Here is a 16,006-nt window from a genome sequence, read left to right as displayed (position 1 = left end):
ATCCCTAGAATTGCCGCTAAGGGGTCCGGTCCGGGCCCTATGCTGCGCGTCCCGCTGGGCACGCGTACGGGTTCGCCAGTGACGAAGGGCCTTGGTCCATGAATAAACGACGCACGACGCCGGCAGCCGCCTTCCTGGGCGTTCCGTTCCGGTGGGTGGGGCCCGGCGCTGTCACGGTCCTGGCGGCGGCGTATGGCATTTTTTGGTATCTGGCGCGGCCGCAGGGCGAACCGGTCCTCAGGCACGTCGGCCAGCTGTTCGGCGGGGAGTCCGTGCTGCTGTATTCCATCGCACTTGTCCTGGTCAGCACACTCCCGCACGTTGAGCCGGTGTTCGGCGGCATTGACCACGCGGCGATCTGGCACCGCAGGGCCGCCGTGACCGCAACCGTCCTGTTGCTGCCGCATATAGAACTTGCGTCCAACCCGGAGGCAACCAGTGTGGGAAAAACACTGGCAGTGGTGGCCAGTTCGGGACTTGCCGCACTGGTGGTGTGGGCGGTGCTGCCGCGTTGGCGGACCATGCTGCCGGCGCCCGTCCGCCGCGTGGTGCACGCCGCCCTGCAGACAAAGGGGGTCCGCCTGGTGGTGCGTCTGCTGGGTGGCTATGAGCGCTGGCGCGGCTTCCACCGGCTCACAGGCTTGTTCGTGGCTGCCGGCTTCCTGCACGGGCTGCTCGATGCCAGTGCGTTTGAAGCGGCGCCCGTCCTGCGGTGGAGCTATGTGGCCATCGGCGGAACGGGGCTGGCGTTCTACGTTTACCGGGAGCTGCTGGCGCGCCGTTTCCTGCCCCATCACGACTACCAGGTTGCAGGGGTCCGCCCGGTTGCGGCGGACCTGGTGGAGGTGGCACTCCGTCCCCTGGGCCGCCCCTTGGCTTTCAAACCCGGCCAGTTCGCTATGGTTTACCTCGAAACGGCGGATGGCTGGCAGCGGCACCCCTTTTCCATTTCCGGGCCCGCACAGGAGGGCGGCATCAGCATTACGGTCAAGGCGCTGGGTGACCACACCACAAGGCTTCCCGACGTGGTCCAGCCAGGCATGCCGGCCGTGGTGGGCGGCCCCTACGGCCGCTTTGACCGGCATAAGGGCACTGCCCACCAGGTCTGGATCGCCGGCGGTGTGGGAATCACACCCTTCCTCAGCTGGCTGCGGTCGCTGGACGCAGACCCGGGCAGCGGGCTGCAGGAAGATGTCGACTTCTTTGTTACCTCCGCTGGCCCTTCGCCTTTTGCCGATGAAATCACCACCATCGCCAGGAACCACCCGCGGCTCAAGGTCCATGTGGTGGACACCGAAAGGGACGGGCGGCTGACCCCGGCCGCGGTCATGGCCGCAGTGGGCACCGAGCCGCGCCTGCTGTCAGTTTTCATGGGTGGGCCCGACGCCATGCTCCGGCAGTTCCGTAAAGCCTTCCGGGCAGCGGGTGTCCGCAGGCTCAACATCCACCGGGAGTACTTCCAGTGGCGGTGATTCAGGCGATCGCAGTTCAGCGGGGCCGGCGGGCGGCGTGCTCCCGTGCCAGGACCGCGTAGGCGTCGTCGGGGGTACCGGGGGAGAAGCTGCCGAACTTGCGCTCTGCGGCCGTGCGGATGAGGTAATCGGCAATGGCCGGGTTCTTGGGAAGCAGCGAGCCGTGCAGGTAGCTAGCAACGATGTTTCGGTACCGTGCCCCCTCATGGCCGTCGTTGCTGTTGTTGCCCGTTCCCTTGGCCACCGTCCCGAGCGGCCGCACACCGTTGCCCAGGGTGGTCTGGCCGCTGTGGTTCTCGTAGCCGAGGACTTCGCCGAACTCGGTGGTTGAGACCTTCACGTTGCCGATCAGGCGTTCATCGGTGCCATGGGTTTCCACGTCCAGGACGCCGATTCCCGGTATGACAGTACCCGTCCGCGTCTTGAAGAACCGGCCGAAAAGCTGGTAGAGGCCGCAGATGACCAGCATGGGTGCGCCGTCCTCGGCCAACTCCTTAAGCTGACCGGCCCGGGCCTGCAGGTCGTCCTGGATGACCAACTGGCCACTGTCCTGGCCGCCGCCGCCCACAATGATGTCCACGTCTTCGGGAAAGGGATCGCCCACGTTGTACTCCAGCAGTTCGGGGGTGTACCCGTGCCACTGAATGCGGCGCTGCAGGACCAGGGCATTGCCCCAGTCGCCATAGATGTTCATGTCCCGCGGGTACAGCTGGACCACCCGGAGAGTGCCCTTGGACTGGTCGCCAGCTTCCGCTGCTTCTGCCGGACTCACGAGACAACCTCCACGGTGGTGATTTTGGACAGCTCGCGGCGTATGGCAAGCATGGCGGTATAGGTGCAGAAGATCCGCTTGGGTTTGCCCTGCCCTTCCCGGATGAAGGCGGCAAGGGCGGCCGGAATATCGGTGTCCACGGCGCCAACGGGTACTTCGTCGTACTGCAGCCGCAGCGCCATGTCGTAGGCGCGCGACCCGGTCAGCACCTCCACCCCGCCCTCGCGAAGCGAATCGAATTCCACATCCCACAGCCAGGACATGTCCCGGCCGTCGGCGTAGTTGTCGTTGATGGCGATCATGGTGGCGTAGCCGGCAGCGGGGAAGGATTTCAGTCCCAGCCGGAAGCCGCTGGGGTTTTTGACCAGCACCAGGTCCAGGGGCTGGCCGTCCACCGTCAGGCTTTCGCCGCGGCCAAAGGCAGGGGCCACCTGGGACAGCGCCTGCAGCAGGGTCTCGTGGTTCGCGGGGGCGGCACCGCCGCCGCAAATGCTGCGGGCGAGGGTGAGCGCAGCGGCTGCATTGAAGATGTTGTAGACGCCACGCAGCTTCATCGCCGTGGTGACCGTGCCGCCGTCGTACTCAAATACGGCGCTGTCTGCCCCCACCTTGCGGAGGACGACGTCGGCCTGCGGCTTTGCGGGCATCCCCGCCGGAGCGGGGCTGCCGGGAGCGGCGCGCATGTCGTCATCGTTCGGGAAGGTGCCCAGCAGGGAATCGTCCAGGCCGAAGTACCTGACGTCCTGTCCCGTCAGCGTGTCCGCGATCCGCGCAACCCGCGGGTCCTCGCGGTTCAGGACCACCGTCCCCGTGGTTTTGGCGGCGATGTGCTGCAGGAGCTGTGCGGTCTTGTCGATTTCGCCGAAGCGGTCCAGTTGGTCGCGAAGCACATTCAGCAGCAGGCAATACCGGGGCGGAACGCTGTTCACGAAATGGACGGCGTGGGCCTCATCGAGTTCCAGGACGGCAACGTCCGCGTCCAGCCTGCCGCGCCAGTCCACCTCGCCCAGGAGGGCGGCTGCCACGCCCCGCGTGAAGTTGCTGCCGGTCCGGTTGGTGAAGACCTTCAGGCCCTGGCTTTCCAGGAGTTCGACCACCATTTTGGTGGTGGTGGTCTTTCCGTTGGTGCCGCTGACCACGGCCACGCCGTGGGGCAGGGTAGTGAGCGTCCGCCGCATGAAGCCGGGATCGATTTTCTCGACCACCAAGCCCGGAAGTGCGGACCCGCCGCCCCGCAGCCGGGATACCCTGCGGACCAGCTTGCCGAGCGGAACACTGAAGAAGACCATGTTTCGAATATATCCCAGCAGGGGCATGCAACCTTTGCCCGCCCCGGCCTTGCCGCGCCGGATGGAGGGCCGGGGCCGTATGCTGGAGGGATGACAAACCCCCCTTCTGCTGATCCTGCGCGCGTGGGCTCAGGCCTGCGGATCGGTGTCCTGGCTCTCCAGGGAGACTTTCGTGAGCACCTGCGTGCCGCGGAGGCCACCGGCGCGCAGGGCGTCGCCGTCCGCCGCCCGGAGGAGCTCGATGGCCTGGACGGCCTCATCATTCCCGGCGGCGAATCCACGGCCATCGACAAACTGGCGCGGGCCTTCGACCTTGCCGACCCGCTGCGCAAGTACATCGCCGAGGGCCTGCCCGTGTACGGCTCTTGCGCGGGAATGATCCTGCTCGCGGAGGACATCGCCGATCCGGCTACCGACCTGTCCGGCGCCCCCCAGCAAACGTTCGGCGGCCTGGACATCACCGTCCGCCGGAACGCCTTCGGCCGCCAGCGCGAATCCTTCGAAACCGACCTGGACTTTAAAGGGCTGGACTTCAGCGCCTCCGAATCGGGCGTGGAACCTGTGCACGCCGTCTTCATCCGCGGGCCCTGGGTGGAACGTGTGGGACCGGACGTGGAGGTCCTGGCCCAGGTGGAACCGGCAGATCCCGCACAGGCGTCGCACGCCGTACCGCTGCCCGGGGCGGCTAGAATTGTCGCAGTGCGTTCCGGCCAGCTGCTGGCCACCTCCTTCCATCCGGAAGTGACCGGCGAGAAACGCGTACACGAACTTTTTATCCGAATGATCAGAGGAGAAGCGTAAAGCATGTCAGGCCACTCCAAATGGGCAACGACCAAGCACAAAAAGGCGATCATTGACAGTCGCCGCGCAAAGTCGTTCGCCAAGCTGATCAAGAACATCGAAGTTGCCGCCCGGATGGGCGGACCGGACCTCGCCGGCAACCCCGGCCTGGAACTTGCCGTGACCAAGGCCAAGAAGACCTCGGTTCCCAACGACAACATCGACCGCGCCATCAAGCGCGGCGCCGGCCTGACCGGCGAAGTGGTGGACTACACCGAGATCATGTACGAGGCCCGCGGCCCCCAGGGCTCGGCCCTGCTGATCGAGTGCCTCACGGACAACAAGAACCGGGCAGCATCCGAAGTCCGCCTGGCCATCTCCCGCAACGGGGGCACCATCGCCGACCCCGGTTCCGTGAGCTACCTCTTCACCCGCAAGGGCGTGGTCAACCTGCCCAAGAACGGCCTGAGTGAGGACGACGTCCTGATGGCCGTCCTGGATGCGGGCGCGGAGGAAGTCAAGGACAACGGCGAGACCTTCGAGATCCACTCGGAACCCGGCGATCTGCAGGCCATCCGGGAGGCCCTGGCGGAAGCCGGCATTGAGTACGACACGGACGAAGTTGAATTCGTGCCCTCCATGCAGGTGGAACTCGACGTCGATGGCGCCCGCAAGTTCCTGAAGCTGGCGGACGCGCTTGAGGACCTTGACGACGTCCAGAACGTGTACAGCAACGCCGACCTCAGCGACGAAGTCCAGGCCGCCCTGGAATCAGAGTGACGTCCGGCCTTGCCAGCTAGACCGCAGCGGGAGCTCCAGCCGGGCCTGCCGCCCGCAGCGGGGCAGAAGTGACGCTCCGCGTCCTTGGCGTTGACCCTGGCCTGACCCGCTGCGGCATCGGCGTGGTGGATGTGGAACGCAACCGCCGGGCCAGCATGGTGGCGGTAGGGGTTGTCGGCACATCGCCGGACGAGACCCTTGACCGCCGCCTGCTTGTGATCGCCACGTCCATCGACGAGTGGCTGGACCGTTACGAGCCCGAGGTCCTCGCCGTTGAGCGCGTCTTCTCGCAGCTCAACGTCAGCACGGTGATGGGCGTCGCTCAGGCGTCCGGCGTGGTGATCGCGGCGGCGGCCCGCCGGGGAATCCCGGTGGCGCTGCATACGCCGTCGGAAGTTAAAGCCGCGGTGACCGGAAGCGGGTCCTCGAACAAGGACGCCGTGACCAAACTGGTGACCAAGATCCTCCGCCTTGACGCTCCGCCGCGTCCTGCCGACGCTGCCGATGCGCTGGCGCTGGCCATCACCCATGCGTGGCGGGCCGGGAGCGGCGCGGCCGTGGCCACTACCGGTCCCGGGAGCTCCTCCCTGACGCCGGCCCAGCGGGCATGGGCGGACGCAGAGGCGAAAGCGCGCCGTGCACGCTGATTGTCCCTGCCGCTTGCTAGGGTATTCGTAGATATGTTCGGATAGCCGGGCTCCCACTGTGGAGGCCCGCAGTACAACGGGAGCCCGGCCTTGATCAGTTTCCTCCGCGGAACCGTAGCGCACGTTGGCCTGTCAACGGCCGTGATTGACCTCAACGGTGCCGGGATGAGCGTCAACGCCACCCCGCAGACCCTGAGCCGGCTGCGCGTGGGGGAAGAGGGCAAGCTGTTTACGTCCCTGATTGTCCGGGAGGATTCGCTCACCCTTTTTGGTTTTGCATCCGACGACGAACGTGAAGTTTTCGACGTCCTGCTGAGTGTCAGCGGGGTCGGCCCCCGTCTTGCCCTCGCAGTCCTGGCGGTCCACGACCCCGAAGCAATCCGGGTTGCGGCCCATACGGAGGACAGCAAGACCTTCACCAAGGTTCCCGGCATCGGGCCCAAGGTCGCGGGCCGGATCGTGCTGGAGCTGGCCGGAAAGCTGGTACCGCACGGAACCGCCGCACCCGCCGGCGCCGCCACCCCTGCCGAGGCCGCATGGAAGCCCCAGGTGGTGGCCGCCATGACCAGCCTGGGCTGGTCCGAGAAGGATGCCTCCGCCAGCATCGACAAAGCCCTGGCTGACGAGCCGGAAGTGTCCTTCCGCGGCAATGTGGCCGAAATCCTCCGCACCACCCTCCGGTGGCTGGGGCAGGACGGCGCCCGCGCCGGCAACCGCGTAGGCAGCCGTGGCTGAACCTTCATTGGTTGCCGCGGGGGAGGAGCCGGAGGAGCGGGCCATCGAGGCGGCGCTCCGGCCGAAGAACCTTGACGATTTCGTGGGCCAGCACCGGGTGCGCAAGCAGCTTTCGCTCGTGCTCCAGGCCTCCAGGATGCGGGGGCGCACGGCGGACCACGTGCTGTTTTCCGGGCCGCCGGGCCTCGGCAAAACCACCCTCGCCATGATCGTGGCGGCGGAAATGAACGCTCCGCTGCGCCTCAGCAGCGGGCCCGCCATCCAACACGCGGGCGACCTTGCGGCCATCCTGTCCTCGCTGTCCGAGGGCGAGGTCCTGTTCCTCGACGAGATCCACCGCATGTCCCGGCCCGCCGAGGAAATGCTGTACATGGCCATGGAGGACTTCCGCGTCGACATCGTCGTGGGCAAGGGCGCCGGCGCCACCGCCATTCCACTGGAGCTGCCGCCGTTCACCCTGGTGGGCGCCACCACTCGCGCCGGGCTGCTTCCGGGCCCACTGCGCGACCGGTTCGGCTTCACCGGGCACCTCGAGTTCTACTCCGTTCCGGAACTGGAACTGGTCCTGCGCCGTTCAGCCGGGCTGCTGGACCTGAAGGTCAACTCCGCCGGCTTCGCTGAAATCGCCCGTTCACGGGGACCCCCGTATCGCCAACCGCCTGCTGCGCCGGGTCCGGGACTGGGCGCTGGTGCACGGTGTCGAACAAATCGATGCCAGGGCTGCGTCCGCCGCCCTTGACATGTACGAAGTGGACAAGAAAGGCCTGGACCGGCTGGACCGTGCTGTCCTCGATGCCCTCATCACCAAATTCGGCGGAGGCCCCGTCGGCCTGTCCACCCTGGCCATTGCTGTTGGCGAGGAAACCGAAACGGTGGAAACCGTGGCCGAACCCTTCCTGGTCCGGGAAGGCCTGCTGGGCCGTACACCCCGCGGAAGGATTGCCATGGCGCCGGCGTGGACGCATCTGGGCTACGCCATTCCATCCGGTGTCTTCGCCCAGGAGCAGCTGGACCTTTTCGAGCCCGGCGGGGACGCCGCGGCGGCGGGGGACTGGGCCCCGGAGAGCCAATAGCAGGCTCCGTTCAGCTTTTCCCTTTAGACTGGTATGACGCCCGGCACGTTCGGGTCTTTGTTTCGCGGGTGGCCCTGACGCCCCCGTCGCTTGGGGAAGGAAATGTCAGGCGTTCTGCCTGTGCCAGCAACCGCCCCGGCTGAAGCGAAGCCCACGTCGCTGGAAAACCAGCAGCACCACGCAAAAGAACGGAATTCCCCCTTGGATCCAATGTCAATTCTCCTGTTCGTCATGCTCGGCGTGTTCATCTTCATGATGTTCCGCCGCAACAAGAAGACGCAGCAGCAGCAGGCAGAGCTCCAGTCGAAGTTCGCCCCGGGCGTGGAGGTCATGACCAGCTTTGGCCTTTTCGGCCGGATCGTGGACATCGACGACGCCGACAACAAGGTCACCCTTGAACTTTCCCCCGGCAACCTGGCCACCGTGCACCGCCAGGCAGTCACCAAGGTCGTCGAGCCCGCCGCGGAAGCCATTGCCGAGCCCGCCGCTGCTTCGCCGGTGGTGCCGGATGACGCATCCTCACTGACCACGCCGGAAGCCGGGAGCACTGCAACGGGCACTGAGACTCCGGAAGAAACCCTGAAGCGCCTCAACGACGAGGGCAAGAAGGACAGCTAGGCCCGCTGGCCCCTTTCCTCCCTCTACCGCTGCGGACCACCGCCGGCGCAGGTAACAACCCGCGCCGGCGGTTCTTCCGCGAATAAGAGAAAGATCGACAATGGCACGAACTGGCCGCAAGAAACCAGGGCTCCGCGTCCTGGTCTGGCTTGGCGTACTCCTGGCAGCGCTGACAGCCGTCCTGGTAAGCGGCACCGTCGCCGGGCACGCCAGCTGGGCACCCAAACTGGCCCTGGACCTTGAGGGCGGCACCCAGATGATCCTGGCGCCGAAGGTGGAGGGCGGTTCGGACATCAACGAACAGCAGCTCAACCAGGCCGTGGCGATCATCCGGCAGCGCGTTGACGGCTCCGGCGTCTCCGAAGCGGAAATCAGCACCCAGTCCGGGCGCAACGTGGTGGTCAGCCTTCCCGGCACGCCCTCCGCCGAGACCCGGAACCTGATCCAGGCCTCCGCGGACATGAACTTCCGCCCCGTCCTCCTCAACGGCGACGGCGCCCCAGTGCCGCCGGAGTCGCAAACGCCGGAGGACAAGCTGCCCAAACCGACAGCAGAGCTTACCAACAGCAGTGACACGAACTGGATCACTCCAGAGATCTACAAGCAGTTCGAGGCGCTGGACTGCAACAGCCCCGCGGCCGAGAAATCCAAGCGGTCAGATCCCACCAAGCCGCTGGTGACCTGCGAACCTGCCACCGACAAGTCGCCTGCCATCAAGTACATCCTGGGTCCCGTGGAGGTGAAGGGCAGCAACATCGTCACCTCGTCCTTCCAGCTTCAGCAGGGTGCGCAGGGCGCCGTGACCAATGACTGGGCCGTCAACATCCAGTTCGACGCCGAAGGCACGGCCAAGTTCAAATCCGTCACCGAGCGCCTCAACCAGTTCTACGTGGCCGCCGGCGGCGAGTCCGGCACCGACCCCAAGTCCCAGTTCGCCATTGTGCTGGACGACCAGGTCATCTCCGCCCCGAGGTCACTGGCTGTCATCACCGACGGACGTCCGCAGATCACCGGCGGCTTCACCGAGCAGACCGCCAAGGCGCTGTCCGACCAGTTGAAGTTCGGCGCCCTTCCCATCAGCTTCGACATCCAGAGCGAGCAGCAGATCTCCGCCACGCTCGGTGGTGAACAGCTGCGCATGGGCCTGCTGGTAAGCCTGATCGGGCTCCTGCTCGTGGTGGTCTACTCGCTTTTCCAGTACCGCGCCCTGGGCTTCGTTACCATTGCCTCTCTGGTGGTGGCTGGTGCCCTGACGTACCTGGCCATCGCGATCCTGGGCTGGACGGAGAACTACCGGCTGTCCCTGGCAGGTGTTGCAGGCATCATCGTGGCCATCGGCCAGACCGCCGACTCCTTCATCGTCTACTTCGAGCGCATCCGCGACGAACTGCGCGAAGGGCGCGGCCTGGTGTCCGCCGTCGAAAACGGCTGGAAGCGCGCCAAGCGCACGGTCCTTGCCTCCAAGGCCGTCAACCTCCTGGCCGCCCTGGTCCTGTACTTCGTGGCCGTGGGCAACGTCCGTGGCTTTGCGTTCACGCTGGGCCTGACGGCCATCGCCGACCTCATCGTGGTGTTCATGTTCACCCACCCCACGCTGCAGCTGCTGGCACGCACCCGGTTCTTCGGTGAAGGCCACAAGTTCTCCGGCCTGGATCCCGAACGGCTGGGCGCCGTGCCGCTGTACCGCGGCGCGGGCCGGGTCCGCACTCCCGAGGACAAGCCCGTGGCGGTCCGCACCAAGAACACCGGCGCAGCGGCCGAGGCCGAGCGCCGCATGACCATCGCTGAACGGCGCCTGGCAGAGAAGCAGGAACAGCTGGTAAGCTCGTCCAAGACCTCCGCGAAGGAGAACAAGTAATGTCAGGCTTCGCTACGTTCGGCAACGAGCTCTACACCGGAAAGCGTTCCTACGACTTTGTAGGGGCAAAGAAGATCTGGTTCATCATCGCCGCGGTGGGAGTGGCGCTGTCCATCATCATCCCGGTGGCCAAGGGTGGCTTCAACCTCGGCATCGAATTCCGCGGCGGCTCCGAATTCACGGTTTCGAACGTCAAGACCACCGACGCCACCATCGGCGAAAAGGCGGTAACTGACGTGGTCGCCGGCAGTGTTCCGCGCGTTGCGAACGTGACCGGCAACACCATGCGCATCCAGACGGACAAGCTGACCGACGATGAGACCCTTCGGATCAAGCAGGGCCTCACCGGCGCCTACGGTGTCACCGACAACGAGGTGACCTCCACGTTCGTTGGCCCCACCTGGGGTGCTGACGTGACCAAGCAGGCGCTGATCGGCCTGGTGGTGTTCGTGCTGCTCGCGGCCCTGCTGATGGCCCTGTACTTCCGGACCTGGAAGATGTCCCTCTCCGCGCTTGCCGGCATGGCCGTGACCATGTTCATCACGGCCGGCGTGTATGCCCTCAGCGATTTCGAGGTCACACCGTCTGCCATCATCGGGTTCCTGACCGTCCTGAGCTACTCCCTGTACGACACCGTGGTGGTCTTCGACAAGATCCGGGAAAACACGACCGGAATCGACGCATCCACGCGCCGGACGTTCGGTGAGGAAGTCAACCTTGCCGTCAACCAGACCCTGGTGCGTTCCATCAACACCATGATGGTGGCAATCCTCCCCGTGGGCGCCATCCTGTTCATCGGTGCAGGGCTCCTTGGTGCCGGAACGCTGCGCGACCTGTCCCTGGCCCTGTTCGTCGGGATCCTCATCGGCACTGCCGCGACCATCTTCGTCGCAGCTCCGATGTACGCCTGGCTCCGCCAGGGCGAACCGGACCTGGTCAAGCAGGCGCGGCGCGTCCAGCAGCGGCGTGCCGGTTCAACCGAACGGGCAGTTCCGGCATCGCCGGCTAAAGCCTGACCGGCCAGCCACAGGCCCTCGTCACTCCATCAAAGGCCGGGCAATGCACACTGTGCGTTGCCCGGCCTTCGGCTGTCCGCGCCCGGTTATAAAAGTGGCTGCCCGGGGGAATAGACTGGAGTAATTAAACGGTGGTGAGGGGTGCTTCATTGGAAGAACGTTCGGCGTCGGCGCCAACGGCAGAGGAAGAAAAAAGTCCTGCCGGTGTACAAGCCGGTGCGGCATCCTCCGCGCGCCCGGGGTCCCTGGTTCCTGTCGACAATTCGGGATCACGCGCAACGTTTCCCGGCCGGAGGGAGCGCACCCGGTCCCGCCTTGCCCGGCTGACCGGTCGTGGAGCAGCCACCTATTCGCCCATCCTTGAGCCGCTGCTTCGCACTGTCCGGGCCAACAATCCCAAAGAGGACTTCGACCTCATCCAGCGCGCCTTCGACGTAGCTGAGCGGAGCCATCGCGGACAGAAGCGCAAGAGCGGCGACCCGTACATTACCCATCCGGTGGCTGTGGCCACCATCCTCGCCGAGCTTGGCCTCAGCGGCACCACCCTGGCGGCGGCCCTGCTGCACGACACCGTCGAGGACACCCCGTACACCCTCGCGGACCTGAAGCGGGACTTCGGGCCGGAAGTGGCCATGCTGGTGGACGGCGTGACCAAACTGGACAAGGTCAGCTTCGGCGAGGCCGCCCAGTCGGAAACGGTCCGCAAGATGGTCGTGGCCATGGCCAAGGACATCCGCGTCCTCATGATCAAGCTGGCCGACCGGCTCCACAATGCCCGTACCTGGCGCTTCGTATCAGCCGAATCGTCTGCCCGCAAAGCCCGTGAAACCCTGGAAATCTTCGCCCCGCTGGCGCACCGGCTGGGCATGAACACCATCAAGTGGGAGCTCGAAGACCTGTCCTTCGCGGCCCTCTACCCCAAGGTGTACGAGGAAATCGTCAGGATGGTGGGGGACCGGACCCCCGAGCGGGAGAAGAGCCTGGGCGTCATCCGCGACCAGATCACCGAGGACCTGCGCGCGGCCAAGATCAAAGCCACGATTACCGGTAAGCCCAAGCACTACTACTCGATCTACCAAAAGATGATTGTCCGCGACAAGGACTTCGACGACATCAACGACCTCATGGGTGTCCGTGTCCTGGTGGACTCCGTCCGGGACTGCTACGCCGCCCTGGGCACCATGCATTCGCGCTGGAACCCCCTGCCCGGCAGGTTCAAGGACTACATCGCGATGCCCAAGTTCAACATGTACCAGTCCCTGCACACCACGGTGATCGGTCCCGGCGGCAAACCGGTGGAGATCCAGATCCGCACGCACGAGATGCACCGCCGGGCCGAGTATGGCGTGGCGGCCCACTGGAAGTACAAGGATCAGCCCAACCGCACGGCGGTGGGCCCCGGAAGCCCCCGCGACGGCGACATGGGATGGCTGCGCTCCCTGGTGGACTGGCAGCAGGAAACCTCGGATCCCGGCGAGTTCCTGGACTCGTTGCGCTTCGAGATCAACGCCCGTGAAGTGTTCGTCTTCACGCCCAAGGGTGAAGTCATGGCTCTGCCGGCAGGGTCAACGCCCGTGGACTTTGCCTACGCCGTGCACACGGAGGTAGGCCACCGCACCATTGGCGCCCGGGTCAACGGCAAGCTGGTACCGCTCAACAGCGAGCTGAACCACGGCGACTGGGTGGAAATCTTCACCTCTAAAGCCGAGGGGGCCGGACCGAGCCAGGACTGGCAGCATTTCGTCAAGAGTGCCAGGGCACGCAACAAGATCCGCCAGTGGTTCAGCAAGGAACGCCGCGAAGAAGCTATTGACCGCGGCAAGGAGCTGTTGACGCGTGCCATGCGCAAACAGAACCTGCCACTGCAGCGGCTGATGACGCACGAGGCCCTGGCCGCCGTGGCCGAGGATTTCAAATACGCGGACATCTCCGGCCTCTACGCCGGCGTGGGCGACGGGCACACATCTGCCCAGTCGGTCATGGAAAAGCTGATCGAAAGCCTGGGCGGCAACGAAAGTGCCGATGATGACGTCGAAGAGGTCAGCATCCCCACCCAGGTCAGCAAGGTCCGCTTCTCCGACTCCGGTGTCGTGGTCCGCGGCGTGGGCGACGTCTGGGTGAAGCTGGCCCGCTGCTGCACGCCCGTTCCACCGGACCCGATCCTGGGCTTTGTGACCAGGGGATCCGGTGTCTCTGTGCACCGCACCGACTGCACCAATATCTCGGACCTGAAGGACCAGCCGGACCGGATCGTGGACGTGGACTGGGCGCCAACCCAGTCGAGCGTCTTCCTGGTGGAAATCCAGGTGGAGGCCCTGGACCGCAAATCACTGCTGTCTGACGTGACGCGGGTCCTTTCCGACAACCACGTCAATATCCTCGCCGCCAGTGTCCACACCTCCACGGACCGGGTGGCCATCTCAAAGTTCGCTTTCGAGATGGGCGATCCCAAGTACCTCAGCCACGTCCTGAGCGCCGTGCGCAGGATCGACGGCGTCTTCGACGTCTACCGCACCACCGGCAACAAACGCAGGAGCTAACAGGGCGAGCTTTTCCAGGGCAGCCCGTTTGTGGGGCACTCTGGGTGTTGCTTCGATGGCCCGCACCAGCAGCCGCAACTGCACGTCCAGCTGCGGGCGCGCCAGCAAGCCGGCTAGGCACGGCACGCTCCGGTTCCACGTGCAGGGCGATGTCAAGGGCGGTCCGCAAGGGGCTGGAAACCATCAGGCCGCCCAGGCTGATCACATCGAACGGCCCCAACTTCACTTCGTGAAGCGTGCAGCCGCGGGTATTCCGCAGGCTGGATACCCGCCGCTTGGCATCAACCAGGAGCGCAAGCCTGTCCGGTTCCGCCGCGCAGCCATAGATCCACGCCGCAGTCATCCGCCCCGCCACGACCCGCTGCCGGATGGCCGCCGGCACAGCGCCCGCGGCTGCCCTTGCCCGTAGCTGCGGGGACGCCGGCAACCCTGGAAGCGTGTAACCGTGTTGGTGGAACCGGGCCAGCAGCCCGTCGGCGGCCAGGGATTGGAGTTCCGGACCGGCGAAGGGGACCCCGGGTGCGTACAGTTCGGGAAAGCGTGGCGCCGCGGCCGCCTCTGTTCCGCCTGCCGGGCAGCCCGGCCCCGGTGCGGAAGCGGAGGGTTCCCTTGCCGGTCCGGCGGCTGGGGATGCTGGTGGTGTGGCCATACCCCCATCCTGCCCGGACCGTGGTTAACGGGCACAGGCCCGGTCCGGTTATGTGGATAACCGGGACCGGGCCTGTGTCCTTCAGCCCAAGCCAAAGAAGCTCAGCGCAAGAAGAGCTTAGGACAGCTCGCTAGCGGAACGCTGGAGCTGGTCGAGCCAGGCCTGGCGCGCCTCGAGGGCCTCGCGGGCAGCATTGATCTTGCGCTGGTCACCGCTCTTTTCGGCCTTGGCAAGGTCTTCCTGGAGCCCGGCAATGGCGGACTCCAGCTGCGAGAGTGCGCTGTTGGTGCGTGCCTTGCGTTCGGGGTTGGACCGCTGCCACTGCTCTTCCTCGGCGTGGCGGACGGCGTCTTCCACCTTCCGGAGCCCGGCTTCGATCCGGCCCATGTCCGCCCGGGGTACCTTGCCGGCCTCTTCCCAGCGGTCACGGACGGACTGGAGCGCCTTCTTGGCGGCTGCCAGGTCCTTCACCGGAAGGATGCCGTTGGCCTCGGCCAGCAGCGCCTCCTTCACCGTAAGGTTGGCGGCGTATTCCTGGTCAATTTCGTCGTTGGCAGCCTGGCGCGAGGTGAAGAAGACGTCCTGCGCGGCGCGGAACCGGGCCCACAGCGCGTCGTCGTCTTTGCGGCTTGCCCGCGGCGATGCCTTCCACTGGTCCATCAGGCGGCGGTATTCGCCGGCGGCGTAGCCCCAGTCCGTGGACGTGGAAAGCGCCTCGGCCTCAGCGATCAGCTTTTCCTTGGCAGCCTTGGCCGCGGAATTGTTGCTGTCCAGCTGGGAGAAATAAGCCCGGCGGTGACGGTCGAAGACGGTGCGGGCGGCCCGGAAGCGCTTCCAGAGGGCGTCCTCGTTGCTGCGGCCCAGCCGCACGCCGCTCTTCTGGGCTGCCTTCCAGTTCTCGAAAAGCTCGTTCATCCGGGCGCTTGAGGTCTTCCACTGCGTCTGGGCGGGATCCTGGCCGGAAATCTGCTCTGCCTCGGTGACGATGGCCTCACGCGCTGCAAGCTCGGATGCACGCACGGCATCGTGCTCGGCCTTCTCGGCCTTCTCCAGCTCGGTGATCTCGGCGGCGAGCTTGTCCAGGCGCGCCTCGGCTGCCCGCAGGTCGCCCACCATGTTCCGTTCGGCGAGCTGTTCACGCAGGTGCGTTACCGTCTTCTGCATGTCGGTGCTGGGAGCCTTGGAGCTGACGCGCTGTTCGAGGAGGACGATCTGCGCCACGACGTCGTCGTACTTTCGCGCAAAGTAGATCAGCGCCTCATCGCCGCTCACGCCGGGGTACTGTCCCACGGGGTGCTCGCCGCCGTCGATATTCAGGTAGACGTGGCCGTCCCCTTCCACCCGGCCCCACTTGGAGGCCTCGGCGACAGATGTGCTGGGAGCAGCGGGCACCGGTGCGGCGGCGGGAGCGGCGGCAGCGGGCTTGGGACGCGACGCAAAGGCAGCAGGCGACGGTGCTGACGGCCGGGGCCCCGGAGCGGCTGCGGCAGCAGGCACGGACGGCTCCGCGGCAGGGGCTGCCGCGGACTGGTCTTCCGCGTCCTGCGCAGTGGCCTCCTCAACAGAGCCCTCATCAACAGTGCCCTCGTCGACAGGGCTCTCTTCAGCAGTGCCCTCCTCTGAAGCGGTTGATTCGGGGGCCGCAGGTGCCTGCCCGGCCTGTGCAGCAGTATCGGCAGCGTCCTCGGCCGGAGCCGTTGGTTCGGTTACGCCTGTTGCTGTTTCGTCGGATTTCTGACTGTCTGTCACCGCTAAAAGTCTTTCGCTTGGAGGGAAA

At 65.9% G+C, this 16,006-nt stretch carries 12 protein-coding genes and 1 pseudogene; 10 read left to right on the top strand and 3 right to left on the bottom strand.

Annotated features, from left to right (window positions below; genetic code table 11):
• Positions 1-98 precede the first annotated feature (98 nt).
• Entirely contained in the window at positions 99-1,472 is a 1,374-nt protein-coding gene (locus NMQ03_RS11650; protein WP_255172340.1) for a hypothetical protein, read from the top strand.
• A gap of 16 nt (positions 1,473-1,488) precedes the next feature.
• On the opposite strand, the gene NMQ03_RS11645 is transcribed toward NMQ03_RS11650, so the two are convergent.
• Together NMQ03_RS11645 and NMQ03_RS11640 are read right to left on the bottom strand one after the other, a co-directional pair.
• Entirely contained in the window at positions 1,489-2,244 is a 756-nt protein-coding gene (locus NMQ03_RS11645; RefSeq protein WP_255172339.1) for a type 1 glutamine amidotransferase, read from the bottom strand.
• Positions 2,241-3,533 carry a Mur ligase family protein gene (locus NMQ03_RS11640; protein WP_255172338.1) on the bottom strand — a complete coding sequence of 431 codons (1,293 nt, stop codon included), beginning with the start codon at positions 3,531-3,533 and terminating at the stop codon, positions 2,241-2,243. Before NMQ03_RS11640 ends, NMQ03_RS11645 begins: the two co-directional genes overlap by 4 nt.
• A gap of 90 nt (positions 3,534-3,623) precedes the next feature.
• Here NMQ03_RS11640 and pdxT point away from each other — a divergent pair, with 90 nt between their 5' ends.
• From pdxT to NMQ03_RS11590, 9 genes and pseudogenes are all read left to right on the top strand, one after another.
• Complete coding sequence (pdxT, locus tag NMQ03_RS11635) at positions 3,624-4,334, top strand: pyridoxal 5'-phosphate synthase glutaminase subunit PdxT (RefSeq protein WP_255172337.1); 711 nt, start codon at positions 3,624-3,626, stop codon at positions 4,332-4,334.
• 3 nt (positions 4,335-4,337) lie between these two features.
• Positions 4,338-5,093 (top strand): YebC/PmpR family DNA-binding transcriptional regulator, encoded by a 756-nt coding sequence (locus NMQ03_RS11630; protein ID WP_159631889.1) that lies wholly within the window; start codon positions 4,338-4,340, stop codon positions 5,091-5,093.
• 68 nt (positions 5,094-5,161) lie between these two features.
• Entirely contained in the window at positions 5,162-5,740 is a 579-nt protein-coding gene (gene ruvC / locus NMQ03_RS11625) for a crossover junction endodeoxyribonuclease RuvC (RefSeq protein WP_255172336.1), read from the top strand.
• 90 nt (positions 5,741-5,830) lie between these two features.
• Positions 5,831-6,475 carry a Holliday junction branch migration protein RuvA gene (gene ruvA, locus NMQ03_RS11620; protein ID WP_159631891.1) on the top strand — a complete coding sequence of 215 codons (645 nt, stop codon included), beginning with the start codon at positions 5,831-5,833 and terminating at the stop codon, positions 6,473-6,475.
• Positions 6,468-7,548: pseudogene (gene ruvB, locus NMQ03_RS11615) on the top strand (Holliday junction branch migration DNA helicase RuvB). Before ruvA ends, ruvB begins: the two are co-directional and overlap by 8 nt.
• Positions 7,549-7,758: 210 nt before the next feature.
• Positions 7,759-8,166, top strand: coding sequence for a preprotein translocase subunit YajC (gene yajC, locus NMQ03_RS11605; RefSeq protein ID WP_255172333.1), 408 nt, complete (start codon positions 7,759-7,761; stop codon positions 8,164-8,166).
• Between the two features lie 100 nt (positions 8,167-8,266).
• Positions 8,267-10,024, top strand: coding sequence for a protein translocase subunit SecD (secD, locus tag NMQ03_RS11600; protein WP_255172332.1), 1,758 nt, complete (start codon positions 8,267-8,269; stop codon positions 10,022-10,024).
• Complete coding sequence (gene secF, locus NMQ03_RS11595) at positions 10,024-11,040, top strand: protein translocase subunit SecF (protein WP_255172331.1); 1,017 nt, start codon at positions 10,024-10,026, stop codon at positions 11,038-11,040. The genes secD and secF overlap by 1 nt, the downstream gene beginning before the upstream one ends.
• Positions 11,041-11,189: 149 nt before the next feature.
• Complete coding sequence (locus tag NMQ03_RS11590; protein WP_255172330.1) at positions 11,190-13,580, top strand: bifunctional (p)ppGpp synthetase/guanosine-3',5'-bis(diphosphate) 3'-pyrophosphohydrolase; 2,391 nt, start codon at positions 11,190-11,192, stop codon at positions 13,578-13,580.
• 766 nt (positions 13,581-14,346) lie between these two features.
• On the opposite strand, the gene NMQ03_RS11585 is transcribed toward NMQ03_RS11590, so the two are convergent.
• Positions 14,347-15,978, bottom strand: coding sequence for a DUF349 domain-containing protein (locus NMQ03_RS11585; protein WP_255172329.1), 1,632 nt, complete (start codon positions 15,976-15,978; stop codon positions 14,347-14,349).
• Positions 15,979-16,006: the final 28 nt, after the last annotated feature.

It is taken from the genome of Arthrobacter sp. DNA4 (assembly GCF_024362385.1).
GTDB lineage: Bacteria > Actinomycetota > Actinomycetes > Actinomycetales > Micrococcaceae > Arthrobacter.
This window is presented reverse-complemented; position numbering and strand designations above follow the sequence as displayed.

What these genes read in the sequence shown, in the direction of transcription:
- NMQ03_RS11650 (WP_255172340.1), top strand. Translation starts at nt 99, where the DNA reads ATGAATAAACGACGCACGACGCCGGCAGCCGCCTTCCTGGGCGTTCCG.
- NMQ03_RS11640 (WP_255172338.1), bottom strand. Translation starts at nt 3,533, where the DNA reads ATGGTCTTCTTCAGTGTTCCGCTCGGCAAGCTGGTCCGCAGGGTATCC.
- pdxT (WP_255172337.1), top strand. Translation starts at nt 3,624, where the DNA reads ATGACAAACCCCCCTTCTGCTGATCCTGCGCGCGTGGGCTCAGGCCTG.
- NMQ03_RS11630 (WP_159631889.1), top strand. Translation starts at nt 4,338, where the DNA reads ATGTCAGGCCACTCCAAATGGGCAACGACCAAGCACAAAAAGGCGATC.
- yajC (WP_255172333.1), top strand. Translation starts at nt 7,759, where the DNA reads ATGTCAATTCTCCTGTTCGTCATGCTCGGCGTGTTCATCTTCATGATG.
- secD (WP_255172332.1), top strand. Translation starts at nt 8,267, where the DNA reads ATGGCACGAACTGGCCGCAAGAAACCAGGGCTCCGCGTCCTGGTCTGG.
- secF (WP_255172331.1), top strand. Translation starts at nt 10,024, where the DNA reads ATGTCAGGCTTCGCTACGTTCGGCAACGAGCTCTACACCGGAAAGCGT.